A 19599-nucleotide genomic window follows, 5' to 3' on the forward strand; every position below is an offset into this window, starting at 1 on the left:
CTCATGAAATGAAAGGGTTTGCCGATCTTTCAACTGATGAATTGGCAAGTCCATCCGTACACGATGTGCAACGGCAGCAAGCGCGATCACTCCGAGTATTTTCGAGCAAAATTTCCGGCGCGGGCTTAGGTGGAAAGGGTGCGAGCGGTAAAGGAAGAATGGTGAATCCGTCAAACTTGATTCCCCCCCGCTCCATCAACACCGTGATGACAACGAATTGACTACTGTTGACTTCGCTTGCGGTAAAAACGCCGTGGGTTGAATCAATTGATCCGGCCTCCGCGGGTAAACAGCTCCACGTTAACGCCTCCGTGAGCGGTTGCCCGCCAACCGTGGCAATCAACTTCGCGTGATGGGGTAATGTGTTATTAAGTTCGACGCTCACGGCTATCATTTGCCCGTGATGGTTCACCACTATCAGACAACTTTGTTGTTGGCCGGTAGCGGTGTTCTCAACGACCACTTCATCTATCGTGAACGTGGGCACGCCTGGCACCCGCTTCGGTGGGGCGCGGTAGGTATTTTTTCCGTGCTCATCGGCCGTTTCGTTAATACGACCGTCGCCGTTGACACGCCATCTTAAAGTACCGTTTGTGCCATGAGCCGACAGCTCACGGGTTTCATCGGTTGTTTCCGGGGAAAAATTACACGTCTCGACCAACGGATTCAGAGTGATAGCCCTGGCCACGACCGTAACCAGCGCCCTGCTGATATGGCGGCTATTACTGTTGCCTGGGCTGGTCGCTATGACCTTGATCCGTTTATAAGTTCCTTGGATTTCCGCCAATGAAGGGGCGATATAAGCGCCGCTATTTGCATTCATTTGCCCGACACCCGTGGTGTTACCCTCGAGATCTTCCACAACCCATCTGACCCCCAATGTTTCTGGTATGGTCCTGAACCGGTGGGCCTGGCCATGGCTCAACATGATTTCCAAAGGATCGATGGCAAACGTGCCCACGCGAGGACCGATGGTGCCGAACAGGAGCATTTCACCTATCAGGTCGACGGTCTCGAGTTGTACGGCATTCTCGGCGTTGAAAAAGAGGGTATTGAGGGTGAAGACATCGACCGCTTCAAGACCATTGAATATTTGCATGACGGCAAGGCCTACCAGATCCCCCAAGCCGTTCTTGAATTCAGGGGTGTACATATAGGCAGCCACGTCCAGCGGTAGCAGCGGATTAGGGTAATAATCGACGGCAGAATGGAATGTCGCCAATTTCACTTGAAGACGGCGCGATGTTCGATCGAACGAAAATCGATAAGTACCACTGAAGCCCAGGCCCATTAAACAATGGAAGGAAACACCATTCACCGTACATAACATCAGGCGCCTGCTGTTCTGATTCCCCATGCCAACGCCCAGCGACAGCGAGCCGTCCGCCCCCCGATAAAGTGTCATGGAGAGCCGATGATCCTGGCTGATATAGATGGGAAGTTTATAGTTCCTGAACGTTACCCTTCTGCCACCAACATCTGCTTCGAACGGTGGAACTTCCAAATAGCCCTCGGTACCGGACTTAATCCCAAGCCATTCGACGAAGCCTCTATGATCCGTTCGACTGTCAAACTGGGCATCGGGGGCATTGAATACCCTGGCCGTACCCTTACCCACAATGCCGTGCATGAAAAAGCGTGAACCGAACATCATCAATGCATTCAGATCAGGTCGGTCACTCGGCAGGGGGTATATCCAATCCTCTCCTGGTAACCCTCCCTGCAATTCGTCATCCATGGCAATGCGCATTTCAATAGCGCCATCGCCGTAGTTCGCCGCCCCAAGCCTGGCGGCGCCCTCTTCCATAACGGTACGCAACTTGAAGGACTGGGGCTTCATGAACTCCTGGGTGGTCGGCGCCAAAGTGCCCAGGGAAAACGTACGCCGCACCGGATCGGCTTCCCTGAACTTGCGCTTGAAAAAAGCCCCCGCTACCAACCGCTCATGCTCCAGCCCATCCCCCGTCACTTGCCAACGGTGGCGCTGGGAATCAGTATCGCCCAGGTCCAGCAGCACTTCACCGCCCTTGGAGACACTGCCCTGAACGTCTTTGAGCAGCACTCGTTCGGCCTCCAGACGCGGAAAATCCAAAGGATCGAAGGAGCTGATTTTTTTGACTTGAGCCTGGCCAGCCACGTCATCCAGCGTTACTTTTTTCCCGCCGACAATAGCCACACTCATATTGACTTCGGCAGACTGTTCGCCAGGGTTATTCTCGAAACTCAAGCGTGGCGCATCGGTGACATAGTCGAGCAACCAACTCCAGGTACTCTCTCCTGTCCGGTAGGCTTCATTGATAGGGGGCATCAGCGAGTGCTTGTCGTGTTTTTCTATGTATTCCTGTAACAGCAAGCGGTTGCACTGGCCCCGATCATAAGCCACCAACGCACTCCATTCACTCGTACGAGGTTTGAGTGCGGCCCATTGCAGATACTGTGCAAGTGTTCTTCGGGGCGCGGCCATGATATTTATTCTCTTCCCATGAAACGAAGTGGCTTGCCAACCTATTTAAACCATCGATCAAGCTGCCAATACAAAATTGGCAGGTGCATACAGCGTTTCCGCCCCCTGCTCATAAGTAATGGTGACTTGCACACTGATACTTCCAAGTTTCAACGACTGAAAAGCGGAAGGCAGCATGGATTTCGCGATCAAGCGGGCCGTGACGTCCTCAGGACTGACAGAATAATTTTCAAGAATGAAGACCGTCACGGGCGAATCGTCATTACCCTTTCCATTAATAACCACATTGACAATCTGGTCCTCACGCATATAGGGCCAGGCGTGCAGTGTGAACAGCTCGCCGACCGGAATAATTCGACTGATATAAATAGTCCCATTGTTCTGTTGGGCTTGAGCAGACTGAATGGTCCGGTAACGTGATTTTTCGATCGGCAATACGCGAACAATGAACACTTTCGACGGCACCGGCGCAGGCTCTCCAGTCTGCATGACGGTGTAATAAACCCGAACCGCCTTATCCAGATTCGCGGGGATATATTGTGGCGGTATATTGTATGTACGGCCCCCTGGGGTCACAGGGGAGAACGCAATATACTTGCCGCCCGTGCCATAACCTTCCCAATGCACGTTGACCTCGTCATCTGGACCATAATTGGCCTGCGGGTCTATATCGATGGTAACGCCTGACGTGGTCAAACCCAGGACATCCAATACACCTTCACCCGGTACCGGGTCATCCGGATCGGGCCGGGCGTTCTCGACGATGACCATCGGCAGATTCAAAGGTGCCCGCACGTTGGCCTGATACGGTGTGGCCGAGAGCGCCATGCCGACCCGAGCGTATTCATAGCGAAGGTCTATCCCTGCCCCCTGGCTGGCGCTGACCCATTCGGCATCCAGCATGAGTTCGAAAAAGCCTTTGTCCAGGGTCGATGCGTCGACCCTGGCACGCAATATGATCGGCGCCACGCCAGCGGCTGACGAAGAGGCATGGCAGAGGAATTCGTCACCAACGCTCATGCCGGGATAACCTTCGATGCGCAGCGGCAATCCATCGGGAAACAAGGCTGGATTGATCGTGCCCCCGTCGTGACCAACGATCGTCAAGGCGGGCAACATCGCCGAAGACGGGGCCAGGAGTTCAAAGGTTTGCCGAGAGGAGAACGTGACCTCCTGCTGGGTGCCGACGTACTGGATACCGTAGTACAACTCAACGGATCCATCTTCGACCCGCAGCAGATCGGAGCGATTGAGAAACAGGCCCAGGGGGTTGCCCGGTTCGCCCTCCAGGATCACCCTCGGGTAAGCCAGGGCCGGGGTGTATTCGCTGCCGTCGGGGTAAAACCGGCGGCCATGCAAGGTGACCGTATCGCCAACCGCCATCGCCTGGTAAGGCATCATCCACGGCGTGATGATTGAATCTGCCGTCTCCAGATCCAGGTGAAGGTCATGGGACTCTCTGATCTGCACCATGGGCAGTGACAGCGCTGTCAGCGCCCCGGAACGTTTGCCGAGGTGGAATAACAACCGTAGCGATTCGTCGCCGGGTGCTGCTCCTGGTTTTTTCACTCGAAACGAATAGAAAACCGTCCCGTTGCGAAGCCGCTGCAAGACGCTGTTCTCGATCATCACGGGCATACCGTCAGGGGTGAGTGCATCGTCATGCACCTCGACCTCCTCGTTGAGCCTGTCGATGATTTCGCCATTCTCCGCGCAGCCGAACCAGCTGACGATGAGCATGTCCGCATCGGCGATCCCGTCGTAACAGACGAAGGTTTCCAGATCCTGCGTACCAAGGCTGTCCAGGTCGATGGCATTGTCCGGCCCTAGCGCGGGAATCGTCGGCACTGGATTTGGCTGCGTCCGGATCGTCATGTTCCAGATTCCTTATGCTTGAAAGTTTTTAATGACTGTTTTCAGCAACGCTCAGGGTAGCTACCGGTTTCTGTCCCTTTACGTTTACGCCCGAACGAACGGCTTGGGAACTATCAGAACTGTTAGGTTTATGCCGGTGAATTTTCTGTTAGCGTTTATGAAAGCCTCACTTCACACATCTGGTGGCGAGAAAAGGGATTTATCAAATGAATACTTTCAAACGGAGTTTCACAGTCCTTTTATTTGGCCTGATCGGGTCCTGCTGTTTTATCGCCACGAGCAACGCGGCAGGTTTTATTAAAGTTCGTGAAGGTGATGGAATACGGGAGTGCAGTATTCCTGCCATTCCAGGAGATTATCTTGTCAGGCTTAATGGCTGCACAAATGATCAGGCGTACACCGTTCGTTTCGTCGATGTACCTTCGGCACTTCATGTCACTTTCTTCGACAACTCTATAGGCGGCTATTGCGAAAGAGATAAGAGCTGGGAAATAGAGGTCCGCACCATAAAAAATCCCACCACTACGCCTGCGGATGATTATATAAGCCTCGCGGCAATGTACAGCGTACCCGACAACACACTCGTTGTACCCGGCATATTGAAAATCAGAACAAGAACATCAGATGGCCCTATCAACGGAAGACTTACCTGCGTGCGCGTCGAAGAAGGAAAATAAACCTAACTCCAAGAGACTGTATTTATGGCCGCCTCCACCGCCGTCCACTCCACAGCCTTCAACTTCCTCAGCTTTGTGCAGTCCGGGGTCGATGCCCGCACGGGCATGTATACGGTTTCGTTATCTTTACCGGAAGTGAAAACCTGCGAACTCAGCGGACCGGTAGTGCCCCTGTCGCTCAACTTCAACCCTCTCAACACGGTCGACGGCGGCTTTGGCGTGGGCTGGGAGCTGGCCCTGACACAATACGTTCCCAGTACACAAATCATCTCGTTGCATTCAGGAGAAACATTCAAAGTCACGGGGCCGTACCCCGGATTCGCCAATCGTTTGCGGATGAAAGAGCAGAAAATAGAAGACTTCCAGTTGTTTACCCTGCCCGCCAACCAATTCAAGGTCGTGCACAAATCAGGACTTGTAGAAATACTGGAATCGAAGGGGGCCACACCTCAAGTGGCCGTGCCGGTAAAAATGTACTCCCCGCAAGGGCATGAGGTCACCCTTGAGTACATCTCCGCCTATGGCAAACCCATGCTCAGCGCCATTCGAGACAGTACCGGAGCACTGCTGCGAGTCACCCGCGACACTGTGGAGAAGACCGTCACGTTCGCGATGGGCATCGTCAACGGGACACCTTCGGCGCAGGTGATTCTGAGCCTCAAGGATGATCGCGTCGACAGGATCACACTGCCTACCACGGAAGGCGCCGGCTGGCGCTTTGAATACCGGTCGGAAAAGGACCTGCGCTGCATCGGCGAGGTCTGGACGCCTTTGGGCGCCCATGAAACCGTCCGGTATAACGACGAGGGTCATGGTTTTCCCGGTAGCGACAACACCCAACGCAAACTGCCAAGGGTGACCGACCACACCACCGACCCAGGCGGGGGTAATTCCCCCATTGTCGTGAAGTACAGCTACAGCGCTGATGGCCATAATTTCCTGGGCTATGGCAGCGCCATCGACTGGGATGACGATGGCCTGGACAACCTTTTCAAAGTCCTTGAGCCCTATGTCTACACCTCCACCGAAAGCCTGATGGCAGGCACTGAAACGGCGCGCAGCATTACCCGCACGTTCAACCGTTTCCACTTGCAGACCCAGGAAATCATTGCCCAGGGCAACCACCAGAAAGCCATACGGACCCATTATTACGCCGATGACGACAGTAAGCTGTCCTTCGACAACCAGCCCCGACAATGCCAACTGCCAAGGAAAATATCGACGCTATGGTCGATCAGCGATGACCCGCGCTTCTGGCGCATGGACACGGAAATCAATGAATACGACATCCACGGCAATCAGACATTGCGCGTGGAGCCCACCGGTATTACCGAGCGAACCACTTACTATCCCGCCGAGGGTGTCGAGGGATTTTGCCCGAGAGACCCCTACGGCTTTGTGCGGCACGTCAACGAGAAGACCCTGACGCCGACAAGCGATACCGGTCGGATAGCGGACCTCGAGCCTGGTGCACCGAGCCTGCGCACCCGGTTTCGCTACGCGGAGTTACCGCCCCTCAACGCCAGCCCGATCACAGTAGCCTGGCTATGCGTGGTGCAAGAACGCCTGTATGAGTTGATCGACCTGCCCGCATCACCCTCCGGCCCCAGCGAACCGACGGAGCGACAGCTTTCACTGACGGTCTTTAACTATATCAATGCCCCCGCCAACCCACTGACCCACGGCCGGCGCGCTCGGCAAGCCATCACCATGGGCCATGACAGCGGCCCCACGTCGTTCATCGACTACGGCTACGAAAAGAACCCTGCAAACTTGTCTTTACGTACGGAACAACGCTCATCGACAGACTTCGACAACGCCGTCCGCACGGTGCTCGACGAGCGCTCGATGCTCAACGGCGAACCGTTGCTGGTCACCGATAACGGCGTCCAACACAGTTATCGTTATGACGCCCTGAATCGGGTGCTGAGCGAAACCCAGGCCCCTGACAGCGACTACCCGGCCACTCGCCGCTACAGCTACCGTTTGATCCGCCCGGCCGATGCGGGGCAAACCCCGATAACGACCCAGGCCTACCAGCAGATGGAAGACGTCAAGGGCGTCCGGGTGCGCACACACTTCGACGGGCTGAGCCGGGCCGTGCGCGAGGAAATGGAAGACCTCGATCACTCTGGCGGAAGCTACCGCGATATCTACACCGCGAAATATAACGCCAAGGGCTTTTTGACCGAGGAAACGGAAATCGACTGGCTGGAAACCACGGACCTTCCCTTGACGACGTCCTATACCTACGACCTGTGGGGGCTACAAGACAGCGCCACCCGGCCTGACGGGGTTAAGGAGTGGACACGCAACAACCCGATTGCCTTTACCACCGAAGAATGGATCGACGGTACCGCACGAACCCGGACCATCACCAATCGCTTCGAAAAAACGGTCAGCGTCGAGCAAGTCGCTGTAGACGGGCAACGCATCAGCCAAACCTCATTCAAGTACGATGGGCTGGGCAATTGCACGCAGCAGGTCGACGAACTCGGCCTGATCACGCGTTATCGCTACGATGCTTTCGCGCGGTTGCGCAGTACCACCCTGCCCGACCTGACAACCGTCCATGACACTTACGCCGAGCACAGCCAAGCCGAGCTACACACCTCGATCGATGTGGAACCCGGCAATACCCAAATGCCCACTCGCAAAGTTGGCGAACAACGCTTCGATGGCCTGGATCGGCTGATCGGTATCACGGTTGGCCCAAGGAGCGAGCAACTGATATACGAAGCCGGCCATTTCCAGCCGCAACAACGAATCACGCCGGCCGGCAACCAGATCAACTATCAATACAAGCATGGCCTGAGCGAAAAGCCGACACTCATCACCGCGCCCGACGATCAGTCCACCTTCGAAGTCGACCTGCTGGATGCCCGGCTCGACGGCTCGAAAAACAGCGAAGGTGAATATCACTTTTCTTATGATGAGGCCGGACGCCTGATCGGCGAAACCTGGACCGATGCCGTCGACAACAGAACCTACAGCACGAGTTACAAGACTTCGCTCAAAGGACGTCGCTTGAGCCGTACCGATATCGGCAACCACCAGACCCGCATGGACTACGACCCACGCAACGGGCGCTTGCGCAGCATTGAACAAGGCCAGTTGCGGGCCACCTTCGACTACGACGCGATCGGGCGTCTGTTCCGCACCACCAGCACCGACAAGACAAGCAGCAATACCCTGACCACCACTCTGGAATTCGACGAAGTCGGGCGCGAAACCTTGCGTACCCTGGTGTTGCTCGGCGCACAAGGCCAACCGATCGAGGCCGAGCGCTCCATTGAACTGACCTACCTGGCCGACAGCAATGTAAAGACCCGACACCTGCGGGTAGCCGGCGCCACCGTCCTTCTGGAAACCTACAGTTACGACCTGCGCGGGCGCCTCGAGCGCTATCGGTGCTCGGGCAGCGACTTGCCCACGGACCGTTTCGGCAATGCCATCATCAGCCAATACTTCGAGTTCGATACGCTGGACAACATCATTTATACGCGCACAGTGTTCAACGATGGGCGCCTGGACATCGCGCACTTCACTTTTGCCGAGGACGATCCTTGCCAACTGGTGGACGCTCGTCACAGCCATCCTGACTATCAGCACCTGGAAACCCGTTTCAACTACGACGCTGACGGAAACCTGGAACACGACGAGTTGGGGCACCGGCTGAGCTATGACAGCCAGGGGCGCCTGGTGGAGGTCAAGACTCCGGCGGGACTGTCCCTCACCGCGTACCGCTATGACCCCCATGATCAGTTGCAGGCGGTCACGCCCCAAGGCGATACCCAGACCCTGCGCTTTTACCAGGGAACGCGGGTCACCGACACGTGGCACGATGATCATCATGTCCAGCTCCTCTACCATGAGGGCCAACCCCTGGGCCAGCAAACCCCCAGTGACAACGAACAAACGCTGCTGCTGCTGACCGACGCCAAGCATTCGGTGATCGGCGAAAACCAGGGCAGCGCAGTGCGCAGTGTCGTTTACGGTGCCTACGGCGAACGTGACGAAAACAGCAACCTGCAGAGCTTGCTGGCCTTCAACGGCGAGGCAGTTGAAAGCACTGGATGGTATTTGTTGGGCAATGGTTATCGGGCCTACAACCCGAGTCTAATGCGCTTTCACAGCCCGGACTCTCTGAGCCCCTTCGGGTCGGGTGGGCTTAACTGCTATATGTATTGTGCGGGTAATCCGATTGCTTTTAGTGATCCGACTGGGCACCAAACGCAGAGCCTTATTAACAACCCAGCATTCACCTATGGTGTGGGGGGGGGCCTCGCCGTATTCCTGGGTATCGTGCTCTCAATCCTGACGCTCCACCCAGGGCCGGTTGTCGCGGCCGTGGCTGAGGCGGTAGGCACAACAACCGCAACAGTGGTGTCTACCTTCAATACCGCGGCGAATATCGTGACCTGGGGCTCGGTAGCGATAAGTACGGGGGTGGACACCGCGAGGATGTTTGTTCAAGACAAGCCAGCCAATGAAACCATGGGTTGGTTCGTGTTCGGCGTCGGTTTGATTTCGCTTCCGAAGTTAAAGAAGCCGACGGTCAAAAAGCCGAATATCTCGTACCCTATACTTCATATCAAACTTCGGAGGCCGAAACTGAAGACTATTCGTAAAAAACCGAGTAGCCCCAAATTGAGGAGAAGCAGCAGCCTGATAGATAATTCGAACCTTAATTTATTCGATCCGAAACCGGTAAATAACGGGGTTTCTGTTAATTCCCCCCCTCGCTCAAGAGTCAACAGCTCCTCCGTAGCGGATCCCTCTGGGCAGTCGATCGTTGAATCAGGTAGCAATATCAACGATCCCCAAACGACGACCGGTACATCTCAGGTCGAGAAAACTCCCGCTGCGGGTATAAAGGAGTCCCTGAAACGCGAAAAAAATAACTTGGAGCAAGGAGTCCGGGGACGCGTAATTGACGGAGGTGTAATCTACGGACAGGATTACAACAAGCACAGGCAGATTGGCGGCTGAAGCCAGGCGACCCAAGTTGCCTGGTTTCCTGCAAGAAACATCATCAAGCTGCTCGCGATGACGAAGCACCTTCAGCCTCATTTCAAACTCATATACCGCTTTCGCGAGCAAGTTCGCTCCCACAGGGGATTTGTGGTGACTGAATGTCTAAAACCACCCCTGCATACCTGTGGGAGCGAGCTTGCTCGCGATGGCGCAAGCACATCCAACCGCAATGCAAGCTGATCCACCGCTTCCGCAAGCACTCTCACACTGGGTTCGCAGCACTCACAATGCCCTTCAGACTCACTCCAGCAGGTTCGGCGTCAAATGCTGGAAGGTAATCCACCTTGCACCTGCATCGAAACTGACTTTGGTCTCAACGGTAAATCGTTGATGAGCCACAAGAGACGACATGAAGAGCTTGGGCAACTTGACATGTACTCCCTCAGTGACCTGCTCAGGTCGGACCCGATGCTGGAACAGGACGATTTCGCTCACGGTTTGGCGTTGAGCATTCTTGCCCGAGACCGTGATGGTCACAAGGCACACCTCGCTGATAAATGCCCACGCCCGCTGATGAACAGGCAACCCCGTGGTGGGAATACTGGCTTTGGAAACGGGGTCGGAAAAAGGGGATTCAAGCTGAGGCACGAGGAATCTGTGCACCGGCAATGAGCCGACCTGTACCGTCAATATCCCTGACTGTTTGGTCGACGTGTCTGTCAGGACCAGGTCGTAATAGACCGGCAGACGCTTGCCGAACATCGCTGCGATATTGGCCGGTGGTATGGTTACTTGTTTGGTGCCCCATGGCACGGGAACGGAAATGGCCCCCACCGCCTCAGGCTCCCCAAACTGCATATGGACAACGTCGTCATCGTAATAAACGGCATCGTCAGGGATTTTCGCCGTTGCACCGGCTACCGTTTTTTGTGGGTCCAGATCCGCATACTCGGATGGGCTGCCTTCGGCTTGGGTGATCCATGGATGGGGAACGAAATGTGGCGCGCGCACCACCGATACCAGGAACGATACCGCGGAGGACTCGACGGATTGATTCCCTGCCCTGTCAGCGACGTGGTAGGAAATCGAGCGCATGCCATCGCCCATGTCACGTATGAGCGCCTCAGTGAAATCAAGCCGTATGGGGTCTTCGTAATCATCCCGGGTGAGGGACTTGCTGACCTCGCGGTACTGGCCATTATTTTCATTCAGCCATTTAGCCGTGATCGTATCGCCAGGGGCGGGCTCCAGATAAGTGGGGACCGTCACGGTAATAATCCCGTTATGGTCGATGAGGTACTGTTCGGAAAGGCCGTCCTGAATAATGTCCGGGTCGATTAATAGTTGGCTGTTAACCGCAAGAACAGGCGCTGTCGTATCAAGCGTAATCACCAACTCAGCGGAGGGATCAGGGTCATCATGGTTATAAGCCACCACCGTGTAGAACAACCGATGGCGTCCGTCATTGCCACGCAGTAGCCTTTTGGGCAACGTCACATACCGGTCTGACTCTTCGATAGGCTCATTCCATTTACGGAGGTCTACTGATTCTCCATCAAAGAACAGCTCAACCGACTCTTCACCCAAATCTGGAAAAGAGTGCTCCCATATCGTAAACCAGACCTTCAGGTCATCGTGCGTGGCAGCTTCCGGGAGCAGATTGATTTCACCGCCCGGGATATTATCGAGCAGGCCATCCACACGGGGCGGAGGCTGTTCTCTGGGGTTATCGGGAGATGATGTGTTTCCTGACTCATTCATGAACATGGCTCCTGTAAAAAAGAGCGAGGAATAAACGGCCGTGGCCTTATTCCCCGCGTCACATGAAAGAACATCAAACCCATACCGCAGCAGCACTCCCCTTCTCCAGCCGCACTTAAGCCATTGAACTACCAGAGATAGCGCACGCCCACGTTGGCCCCCCACGGCTGATCGATCTTGTTGCCGTTGCTGTAATCAAAATCGGCATGGACCGACACTTTGTCAGTCAATGTCATCGCCACACCCGCACCCAACTCACCGCGCGAGCCCGAGAGGTCATTGCTGAACTTGTTATCGTTGACTTCCACTTCGTTGTTATTGGCGAACTCGTGCACATACGCGGCACGCAGGTACGGCTGCAGCACGTTGCCTTCGCCCAGGTCAAAGTTGCGCCCTACCGTCGCACCGACCTTGCCCAGCAACGAATGCGTGCGGTCGCCTTCGGCGGACAAGCCGTTGTCCAGGCGATAGTCCTTGCCCTCGACGATCACGCCCGACAGCTGTGTATAGGGTTCAACAAAGTAGTCGTGTTCCAACTTGATGTGACGACCGAACTCCAGGGACCCACCAACACCGTGGCTGTCGTAGCTACCCTTGGTTTTCTTGCCATCGCTGAGCTGGACCTTGGACTCATTCTGGAAACGGTTGAACTTGAGCACACCGTCGAAGTAGTAGCCGCTGTCGTCATCCAGCCAGGTGGTGTAGGCACCTAGGTAGTAACTGTCGACTTCGCCCGTGGTGCCGCGGCTCAGGTCCAGGTCGGACTTGCTGTAGCCACCCAACAAACCCACCAGCCACTGCCCGTCACCCACCGGCAACGGCGCATCGGCACCCAACGACAGGCCCTGCTGGGTTTGCTTGTAGGCCACGCCGGAACTGGCGCTGACATCGAACTTGTTGCCATAGGCACGAATCCAGCCACCGGCCTTGCCTTGGTCCCGGCGCACTTCGCCCATGCGGCTGCGCAAGGTGCTGAGTTCGCCGTACCAGACCGTGGGTGCGGCATTGAACAGCGCCATCACCGATTGGGTACCGGGGCTGATGATTTTCGAAGCAGTGTTCAGATACCAATCATTGTCGCCTTGCTTGATCAGGTTGTAGGAGTAGGCCCCCAAGTCCACCTCACCACCCGCCAGGGAAAACTGGGCATCGCCACCGCCGATGTGAACCACCGGAATGGATGCCGCGGCTCCCGGCTCCGAGCCACTGCTGTCGAGCGCCACCAGGTGATTGCCGGTGGCTGTCCCGGTCACCGTCAAGGTGTCGACCTGGCCGGTGCTGAAGTTGGTGTGCATGAAGAAGGTGCCGTTACCCGACAGCTCGCCCACCGTCAATTTGTAGAACTCGCCCGGATTGCCGAACTGGATGCCACCGCCGTTCATGGAGAGCTTCTCGACCTCGCCATCACCGACCATTATCCAGCGGGCGTCGTTGTTGACGGACAGGCTCTCGACGTTTTCCAGGCGACCGGTGAGGGTTGCGAAGTTATCGAGGACAACGTCGGCACTGCTGCCGGCCTCCACGATGATGTCGCCGACCAGATGACTGTTATCGGCCCTGAAATTCGCCGAAGAACCATTGACGACTTCCACCAGCGTGCCGTTGCCGCCCACCAGGGTGGAGCCGTTGTTGACCTCGATGTTCACCCGCTCGGTGTTGGTCTGGGTCTGCCCGTCGATGATGATGGCCGAGCCGGTCAGTCCTTCGACGCGGGAATTGTCCAGGATCAGCGCGTTGTCGGCGGACAGGTTGAGGTCGGCGAACAGGTACACACCATTGAGTCCGCCAATGATGGTGCTGTCGGTGGCGGAAATTCTGCCGCCGAAACTTTGCACGCCGAAGCCATTGGCGTTGCTGCCAGTCACGGTGGAACCGGCCTCGAGTATCAATTGGCTGCGGGCACTGAGGGTTACCCCCACTCGCCCACCGATGATCTCGCTGTCGCTGACCACCGCGGTAGATCCACCGGTAGCTGATGTTGCCAGACGCAACCCGGTATTGCTGCTGACAACTTTGCTGCCGTTGGCGATGGTCGCGTTACTGCCGGATAAGTCGACTCCGTTGGCATTGCCTTGAGCGGTGACCTGGGTATCGCTCAGATTGATCGTCGACCCGCCGGACGCACGGATCTGGTAAGTCGTGGCGCCATTGGCCGTCAGCTTGCTTTCGGTCTCCACCAGGTAATCGTCGGGCGTGGTGGTGGCGTCGATGGTCTTGGACGCACCCTTCTCGATGAGTGTCTGCGCCAGGCCGGTCGGGCTGAGCAACAACAATGGCGCGAGGGTCACGAGTTTGAGAAAACGCGCAAGCGGCGTGATGGAGAATGAGTGGCTGACGGGCATGGATAACTCCTGGATAAACAAGCTGTCTGGCAACCGTCGAGCCTGGCGTTTTACTGCCTGGGTCCGAACGATCAAAAGGCGGCAATCCTAAGCACTCGCTTCCTGGATATATGTAGGATTTATCCTTGTGTTTGTGAGACTTTTCTTATTACTTCCGTATGAAATATCAATGTAGGCGCCTTTCCTATGAACCCGCATCGACCTGCACTCCCGGGCGAAAAACGCCCGGGTGCCAGCTCAAAGGTCAAGGCGTTGGTGGCCTTGGGATCTCGCACGGCTCGTTCGGTCGGTGGAAGGCGGTGATGGTTGTGAACGGTGTCGAATCAAGTGTTTCCGAGCCGTCATCATGGAAGTACTGGATCTTCGCCCGGCCCCTGCGACCCGTTGCTGCGGTCTCGTTATAAAGCGGCAGGATATGAGTCGTATAAGGTTCCACCCGAATGGTGAAACCGGTGAGAGGTGTACCGGTAGCGCCCAGCACGTAGTCCCGGTCAAACTGCGCCCCGACGATCGGATCTTCGGGATCGCTCAGATACTCTCCTCTCATGGGCGTGAAGACGAACTTGATTTCGTCGCCATCCTTGAGCACTCCGGTGAGGTCAGGGATGTCGACCCTGAGCGCGCCATCGTCATCAAGAACCCTGCAACCTGGGTACGGGGTCGTCACTGGATCAATGGTGGGGAAACTCGCAGGCGGCAGCTCAACCGCAATGGCGTTGACATTGACCTCGGTTGGAGTGGATTCCAGATCATTCTCAATGCCTGTCGCGCTCAATTGATAGTGCACCGGCACCTTCAGGCCATTGCCGCCGTCCTTGATGTAGATCCAAGGGATGTCGACGGTTTGATCCTGGCCAGGTACGTGCTCAGGATTTGTATCATCGAAGGTTATCTGGGCCTCTACGACACGAGTGCCATTCCAGAAAAAATCGATGATATGGCCGTCAACCGCCTCGGCGTACCAGGTAAAGGTAAATTTCGCGTCCTTGTCTTTGTCGGCCCGTGTCAACTGGTTGGTCCGGCTATCATCCCAATTCGTGACTACACCTTCCTCCAGGCTTGGATGCACCGGATTCGGCCAGTCGGGAGACGGCCAGGGAATCCATGGGATCGGCACTTCGAAGTTGACGTCGATATCAGTGTCCTCAGGTCCGAATAGCCGGCCTTTACGAACGACGTGATAACTGACGTTGGTCGCCTTGTCGCCGGTGGTGTTTTCGCCGTATTCCTGAAGCATGAGGAGTGTCGGCTCCACCGGGACCTCGATCTTGTCCAATGGATTGGGGCCAACGGGAACGTCGTCGTCCAAGGTTGTATTCCCCCACTTCAGACGAATGTAGTCATAGCTCTTGGGATCGTCATACAGAGGAATCCAGACGCTCACACCCGCTTGCGCATGCTCGACCACCAACGGGCCCGGGTCCGCTTGGGGGACTTGCGGTGGTTGCAGGTTGGTCGGTAGCGAGCCGAAGGTGAGGCTTATTTTCTGCCAAAGCGACAGATTGCTGGGATTGGTCGCCCTGTCCATCAGGACGTAGACGAAAACGCATTCGGCATCGCCAAACGCACGAACAAGGTCGCCGTCAATTTCGATGGGGGTATCCGTGATGCCTGGGGAGGGGACATAGCCAAAGTAAATCGGGGTGAGTCCAGTCGGGTCATCAGGAATGTGGGCGGCGTCCACCAGATAAACGGCGATGCGATCCGTCGCTTGCCAATCATCATAACCAGGAATCGTGGCAATCAATTTGCTACCAGGAGCCAGATTGGTGTCATCGAGGTAGGGGCTTGCAAACTTCAACTCTGCTGGCGGGTCGTGTCTATAAGGTGGCACTTGGTCGACAACGATAGGGGTTATTGGCGAATCGTCTTCCTCATTCTGATAAGTGTGATGGCGATACCTCACAAGACACGGAGAATTTTGCGGAAGGTATTCGGGACGAATGAGCATCGGGTATGGAAAAGTTTCTGGAAATTCATCTTCGCCCGTGGGTATCACAAACACATGATCGGCCACAACTTCAAAACGACCATTACCACGATCGAACAGGACTTCGATTGTCTCCGGCGTATTCGCAGGCGGCGGGTTATCCCATAGGGGGATAGATACCCTCAATCCGTTCTTCAGACTGGGGCCGTTGAGCAGGCCCGTCCCAATGTCGACTATTTCCGTATCAATGATTATGAATTTATCGCCCAACCCAGCCCGATGTTCAGTACGCATCCTGAGATAAGCGCTGTGCGCCTCACGCCGCTTCTTTTTGATATCCGCATTTGCCATGCTATCGCTCTCCCATTGACAACGCTCAGCCATTGAGACGCCAACGGCCACTAGGTTTTCTGGCAGATCGATAACAGCGGACACTACACAACGCTTCCCATCGCTCTGCGCGGCAGCTGAGGCCTTGAGCGAATTAAGCACGCGTTTTCAATGACGCGATACTGTCAGAGTTGACAGGTCGCCGGGACAAGATCAGGGCAAAATCAGCGCAACACCACCCCCACCAACACCGCCATCTCCAGCAATTCCAGCAACGCCCCGGCGGTATCCCCGGTGCATCCCCCCAGCCTGCGCAGCATCATCTGGCGCAAGCCGATAAACACCGCCGAGGCGACCAGCAGGGCAACGACGCCCACCCAACCCGTCACCAGCACGGCCCCCAGCGCGCACACCCACAACACCTGCCAACCGGCACGGCGGGGCAGATGATCGGCGAGGGCCTGGCCCAAGCCGCCGGCCCGCACGTACGGCGTGGTCAGGAACAGGCCGAGCAACGCGGCACGCCCCAGCACCGGCACGACGATCAAGGCCAACGTTTGTCCCTGCTCGATCAACGCCAGCAGCGCGGTGAACTTGAGCAGCAGCACCAACACCAGGGTGATCACCGCGATCGGCCCACTGCGCGGGTCTTTCATGATCAGCAGCGTGCGCTCGCGATCGCCAAAACCACCGAGCCAGGCATCGGCGCTGTCGGCCAGGCCATCGAGGTGCAGGCCGCCGCTGAGCAACACCCACGCGCTCAGCAACAGCGCGGCGTGCAGTAGCAATGGCGTGCCCAGCAGCAGTGCATTGAGCAGCCACAGCAAAACACCGAACAACAGCCCCACCACCGGATAGAACAACAGCGAACGGCCCAGCTGTTCAGGCTCGGGCATGCCGGGCAGGCGCACCGGCAGGCTGCTGAGAAATTGCAAGGCGATCCAGAAGGGCAGCATCGTCAATCCGCCTCTTTGAGCACTGGCCCTGCCGACACCGACAGAGAAAACAGTGCGCCATGGCCGACTTCGACATTGAGCAATTGCTCCCGAGGCAGGCCTCGGGCCTGGGCCAGCAGCAGGCGCATTACGCCACCATGGCTGACCAGCAAGACCCGCTGACCGGCATAGGCCGCGTGCAGGCGTTCGACCGCCGCCAGGACGCGGCTGGAAAACGCCAGCACCGGCTCGCCCTCGGGCGGCGTGAAGGCATAGGGATCGGCCCAGAACTGGCCCAGAGCCTCGGCGTCGGTGTCCATCAGCGCTGCTGCGCTACGGCCTTCCCAGGCGCCGAAATGCAGCTCTTGCAGGTCTTTGTCCAACTGCACCGGCACGCCGAGTCGGGCACCCAGTTGCTCGGCAAAGCGGGCGCAACGCTGCAACGGCGAACTCACCAGGCGATCCCAGGGCCCGCCTTGCTCGACAGCCGTGTGCATCTGCTCCCAGCCCCTGGCGGTCAAGGCATCGTCGAGGCTGCCGCGCAAGCCGCCGCCCAGCTCGGTTTCACCGTGACGCAGCAGGTCCAGGCGCAAAGTCATGCCGGGCGATCCGCCACGGCCGCTTCGGCAAACGTCGCCATTTGCCCATGAAGATCACAAGCCAGGCGCAACAGCGGCACCGCCAACGCCGCACCACTGCCCTCGCCCAGGCGCAGGCCGAGGTCCAGTAGCGGTTCAGCGCCGAGGGTTTCCAGCACGTGACGATGGCCCGGCTCGGCGCCGCGATGGCCGAACAGCAACCATGGCCGGCACGCGGGATTGAGCCGCACCGCCACCAGGGCCGCGACGCTGCAGATAAAGCCATCCACCAGCACCGCGACACCCTGCTGGGCACAGGCCAGGTACGCACCGACCAACGCGGCGATTTCAAAACCGCCGAGGTTGAACAGGGTCTGCAACGGGTCGTTGCCTTGGGCGCTGTGCAGCGCCAGGGCACGTTCGATCACCTGGGCCTTGCGGCCGACACCCGCCGCGTCCAACCCGGTACCCGGCCCGACCAGATGCGCCACCGGGCATTCGAGCAAGGCGCAGGCCAGGGCGCTGGCGGCCGTAGTGTTGCCGATGCCCATCTCGCCGCCGATGAACAAGTGCGTCCCGGCCGCAACCGCACGCGCCACACTGTCGCGGCCGGCGTGCAAAGCCTGCTCGCCCTGGCTAACGGTCATCGCCGGGCCCTGGGCGAAATTCGCCGTGCCCGGCCCGACATTCAGGTGCCGTACGCCGGGCAGGTCCAGCGCAGGCGTGACGGTGCCCAGGTCCACCACTTCCAAGGACGCGCCCAGTTGCCGCGCCAGCACGCTGATGGCCGCGCCGCCGCTGACGAAGTTGAGCAGCATCTGCCCGGTGACTTCCTGGGGATAGGCCGATACGCCTTCGGCGACCACGCCATGGTCACCGGCAAAAATCGCGATCCATAGCCGGTCGAGGCTCGGTTTGACCTGCCCTTGCAGGCCCGCCAGTTGCACCGCCACCGATTCCAACCGGCCCAGGGAACCCGCCGGTTTGGTCAGTTGTTGCTGACGGGCCGTGGCCTGCTCCAGGGCCTGGCTATCGACGGGCTTGCACGGGTCCAGCCACCAGCAGTGATTCATAACGCAGTACCTTTGAGAGTCAGGGGCAGGCCGGCGACGGTCAGCACGACGCGCTGACAACGTTCGGCCAAGGCTTGATGCAGCCAACCGGCTTCATCGACGTAACGGCGAGTCAGCTCGCCCAGCGGCACGACACCCATGCCGGTCTCGTTGCTGACAAAAATGATCTCCCCGGGCAACGCGGCCAGGCAGTCCAGTAGTGCTTCACGTTCGGCGTTCAGTGGCTCGGGGTCGTCGAGCATCAGCAGGTTGGTCAGCCACAGGGTCAGGCAATCCACCAGCAGGCATTGCCCGGGGGCGGCGTTTTCCCGCAGCACCCGCGCCAGGGCCAGGGGTTCTTCCACCAGCGCCCATTCGGTCGGGCGCCGCGCGCGGTGTTGCGCGACTCGCGCGTTCATCTCGCCATCCAGGGGTTGGCTGGTGGCGATGTAGGTCACTGGCAATCGGGTGTCTGTGGCGAGTTTTTCCGCCAGGCGACTCTTGCCGGAGCGGGCGCCGCCGAGGATCAGTTGCAGCATGGGTCATTACCTTTTATTTGGCGGTGTGGCGACTGGCCTCTTCGCGAGCAAGCCCGCTCCCACAGTTGATTCGGGGTGTACATGAATTCGGTGATCATCAGAGATCCAATGTGGGAGCGAGCTTGCTCGCGAAAGGGTC

At 57.5% G+C, this 19599-nt stretch carries 11 protein-coding genes; 2 read left to right on the top strand and 9 right to left on the bottom strand.

What is annotated here, in order from left to right:
* Position 1 precedes the first annotated feature (1 nt).
* Both Q7F16_RS15815 and Q7F16_RS15820 read right to left on the bottom strand, forming a co-directional pair.
* A complete protein-coding gene (locus Q7F16_RS15815) occupies positions 2-2464 on the bottom strand; it encodes a hypothetical protein (protein ID WP_409557030.1) in 2463 nt (820 codons plus the stop codon).
* Positions 2465-2521: 57 nt separating this feature from the next.
* Complete coding sequence (locus Q7F16_RS15820) at positions 2522-4339, bottom strand: hypothetical protein (RefSeq protein WP_409557029.1); 1818 nt, start codon at positions 4337-4339, stop codon at positions 2522-2524.
* A 206-nt stretch (positions 4340-4545) separates the two neighbouring features.
* Between Q7F16_RS15820 and Q7F16_RS15825 the strand changes: the two genes are divergently transcribed.
* Both Q7F16_RS15825 and Q7F16_RS15830 read left to right on the top strand, forming a co-directional pair.
* The gene (locus Q7F16_RS15825; protein ID WP_409557028.1) at positions 4546-5016 is read left to right on the top strand and encodes a hypothetical protein; all 471 of its coding nucleotides are present in this window, start codon (positions 4546-4548) and stop codon (positions 5014-5016) included.
* A gap of 24 nt (positions 5017-5040) precedes the next feature.
* On the top strand, positions 5041-10008 hold the full coding sequence (locus Q7F16_RS15830) for an RHS repeat domain-containing protein (protein WP_409557027.1): 4968 nt from the start codon (positions 5041-5043) through the stop codon (positions 10006-10008).
* A gap of 285 nt (positions 10009-10293) precedes the next feature.
* Here the strand turns inward: Q7F16_RS15830 and Q7F16_RS15835 are convergent, their stop codons facing one another.
* The 7 genes from Q7F16_RS15835 to cobU all read right to left on the bottom strand — a co-directional run bounded on the left by Q7F16_RS15835 (position 10294) and on the right by cobU (position 19460).
* Positions 10294-11754, bottom strand: a complete 1461-nt coding sequence (locus Q7F16_RS15835; protein WP_046062679.1) for a hypothetical protein — start codon at positions 11752-11754, stop codon at positions 10294-10296.
* Between the two features lie 128 nt (positions 11755-11882).
* The gene (locus tag Q7F16_RS15840) at positions 11883-14096 is read right to left on the bottom strand and encodes an autotransporter outer membrane beta-barrel domain-containing protein (RefSeq protein ID WP_409557026.1); all 2214 of its coding nucleotides are present in this window, start codon (positions 14094-14096) and stop codon (positions 11883-11885) included.
* 244 nt (positions 14097-14340) lie between these two features.
* Positions 14341-16377, bottom strand: a complete 2037-nt coding sequence (locus Q7F16_RS15845; RefSeq protein WP_409557025.1) for a hypothetical protein — start codon at positions 16375-16377, stop codon at positions 14341-14343.
* 203 nt (positions 16378-16580) lie between these two features.
* Positions 16581-17312: an adenosylcobinamide-GDP ribazoletransferase gene (locus Q7F16_RS15850; RefSeq protein ID WP_409557024.1), complete on the bottom strand. Its 732-nt coding sequence runs from the start codon at positions 17310-17312 to the stop codon at positions 16581-16583.
* 2 nt (positions 17313-17314) lie between these two features.
* Entirely contained in the window at positions 17315-17890 is a 576-nt protein-coding gene (cobC, locus tag Q7F16_RS15855; protein ID WP_046062508.1) for an alpha-ribazole phosphatase family protein, read from the bottom strand.
* A complete protein-coding gene (cobT, locus tag Q7F16_RS15860; protein ID WP_014339734.1) occupies positions 17887-18942 on the bottom strand; it encodes a nicotinate-nucleotide--dimethylbenzimidazole phosphoribosyltransferase in 1056 nt (351 codons plus the stop codon). The genes cobC and cobT overlap by 4 nt, the downstream gene beginning before the upstream one ends.
* Complete coding sequence (gene cobU, locus Q7F16_RS15865; protein ID WP_014339735.1) at positions 18939-19460, bottom strand: bifunctional adenosylcobinamide kinase/adenosylcobinamide-phosphate guanylyltransferase; 522 nt, start codon at positions 19458-19460, stop codon at positions 18939-18941. The genes cobT and cobU overlap by 4 nt, the downstream gene beginning before the upstream one ends.
* Positions 19461-19599: the final 139 nt, after the last annotated feature.

This window comes from Pseudomonas sp. Lb2C2, from assembly GCF_052112205.1.
Lineage (GTDB): Bacteria > Pseudomonadota > Gammaproteobacteria > Pseudomonadales > Pseudomonadaceae > Aquipseudomonas > Aquipseudomonas kilonensis.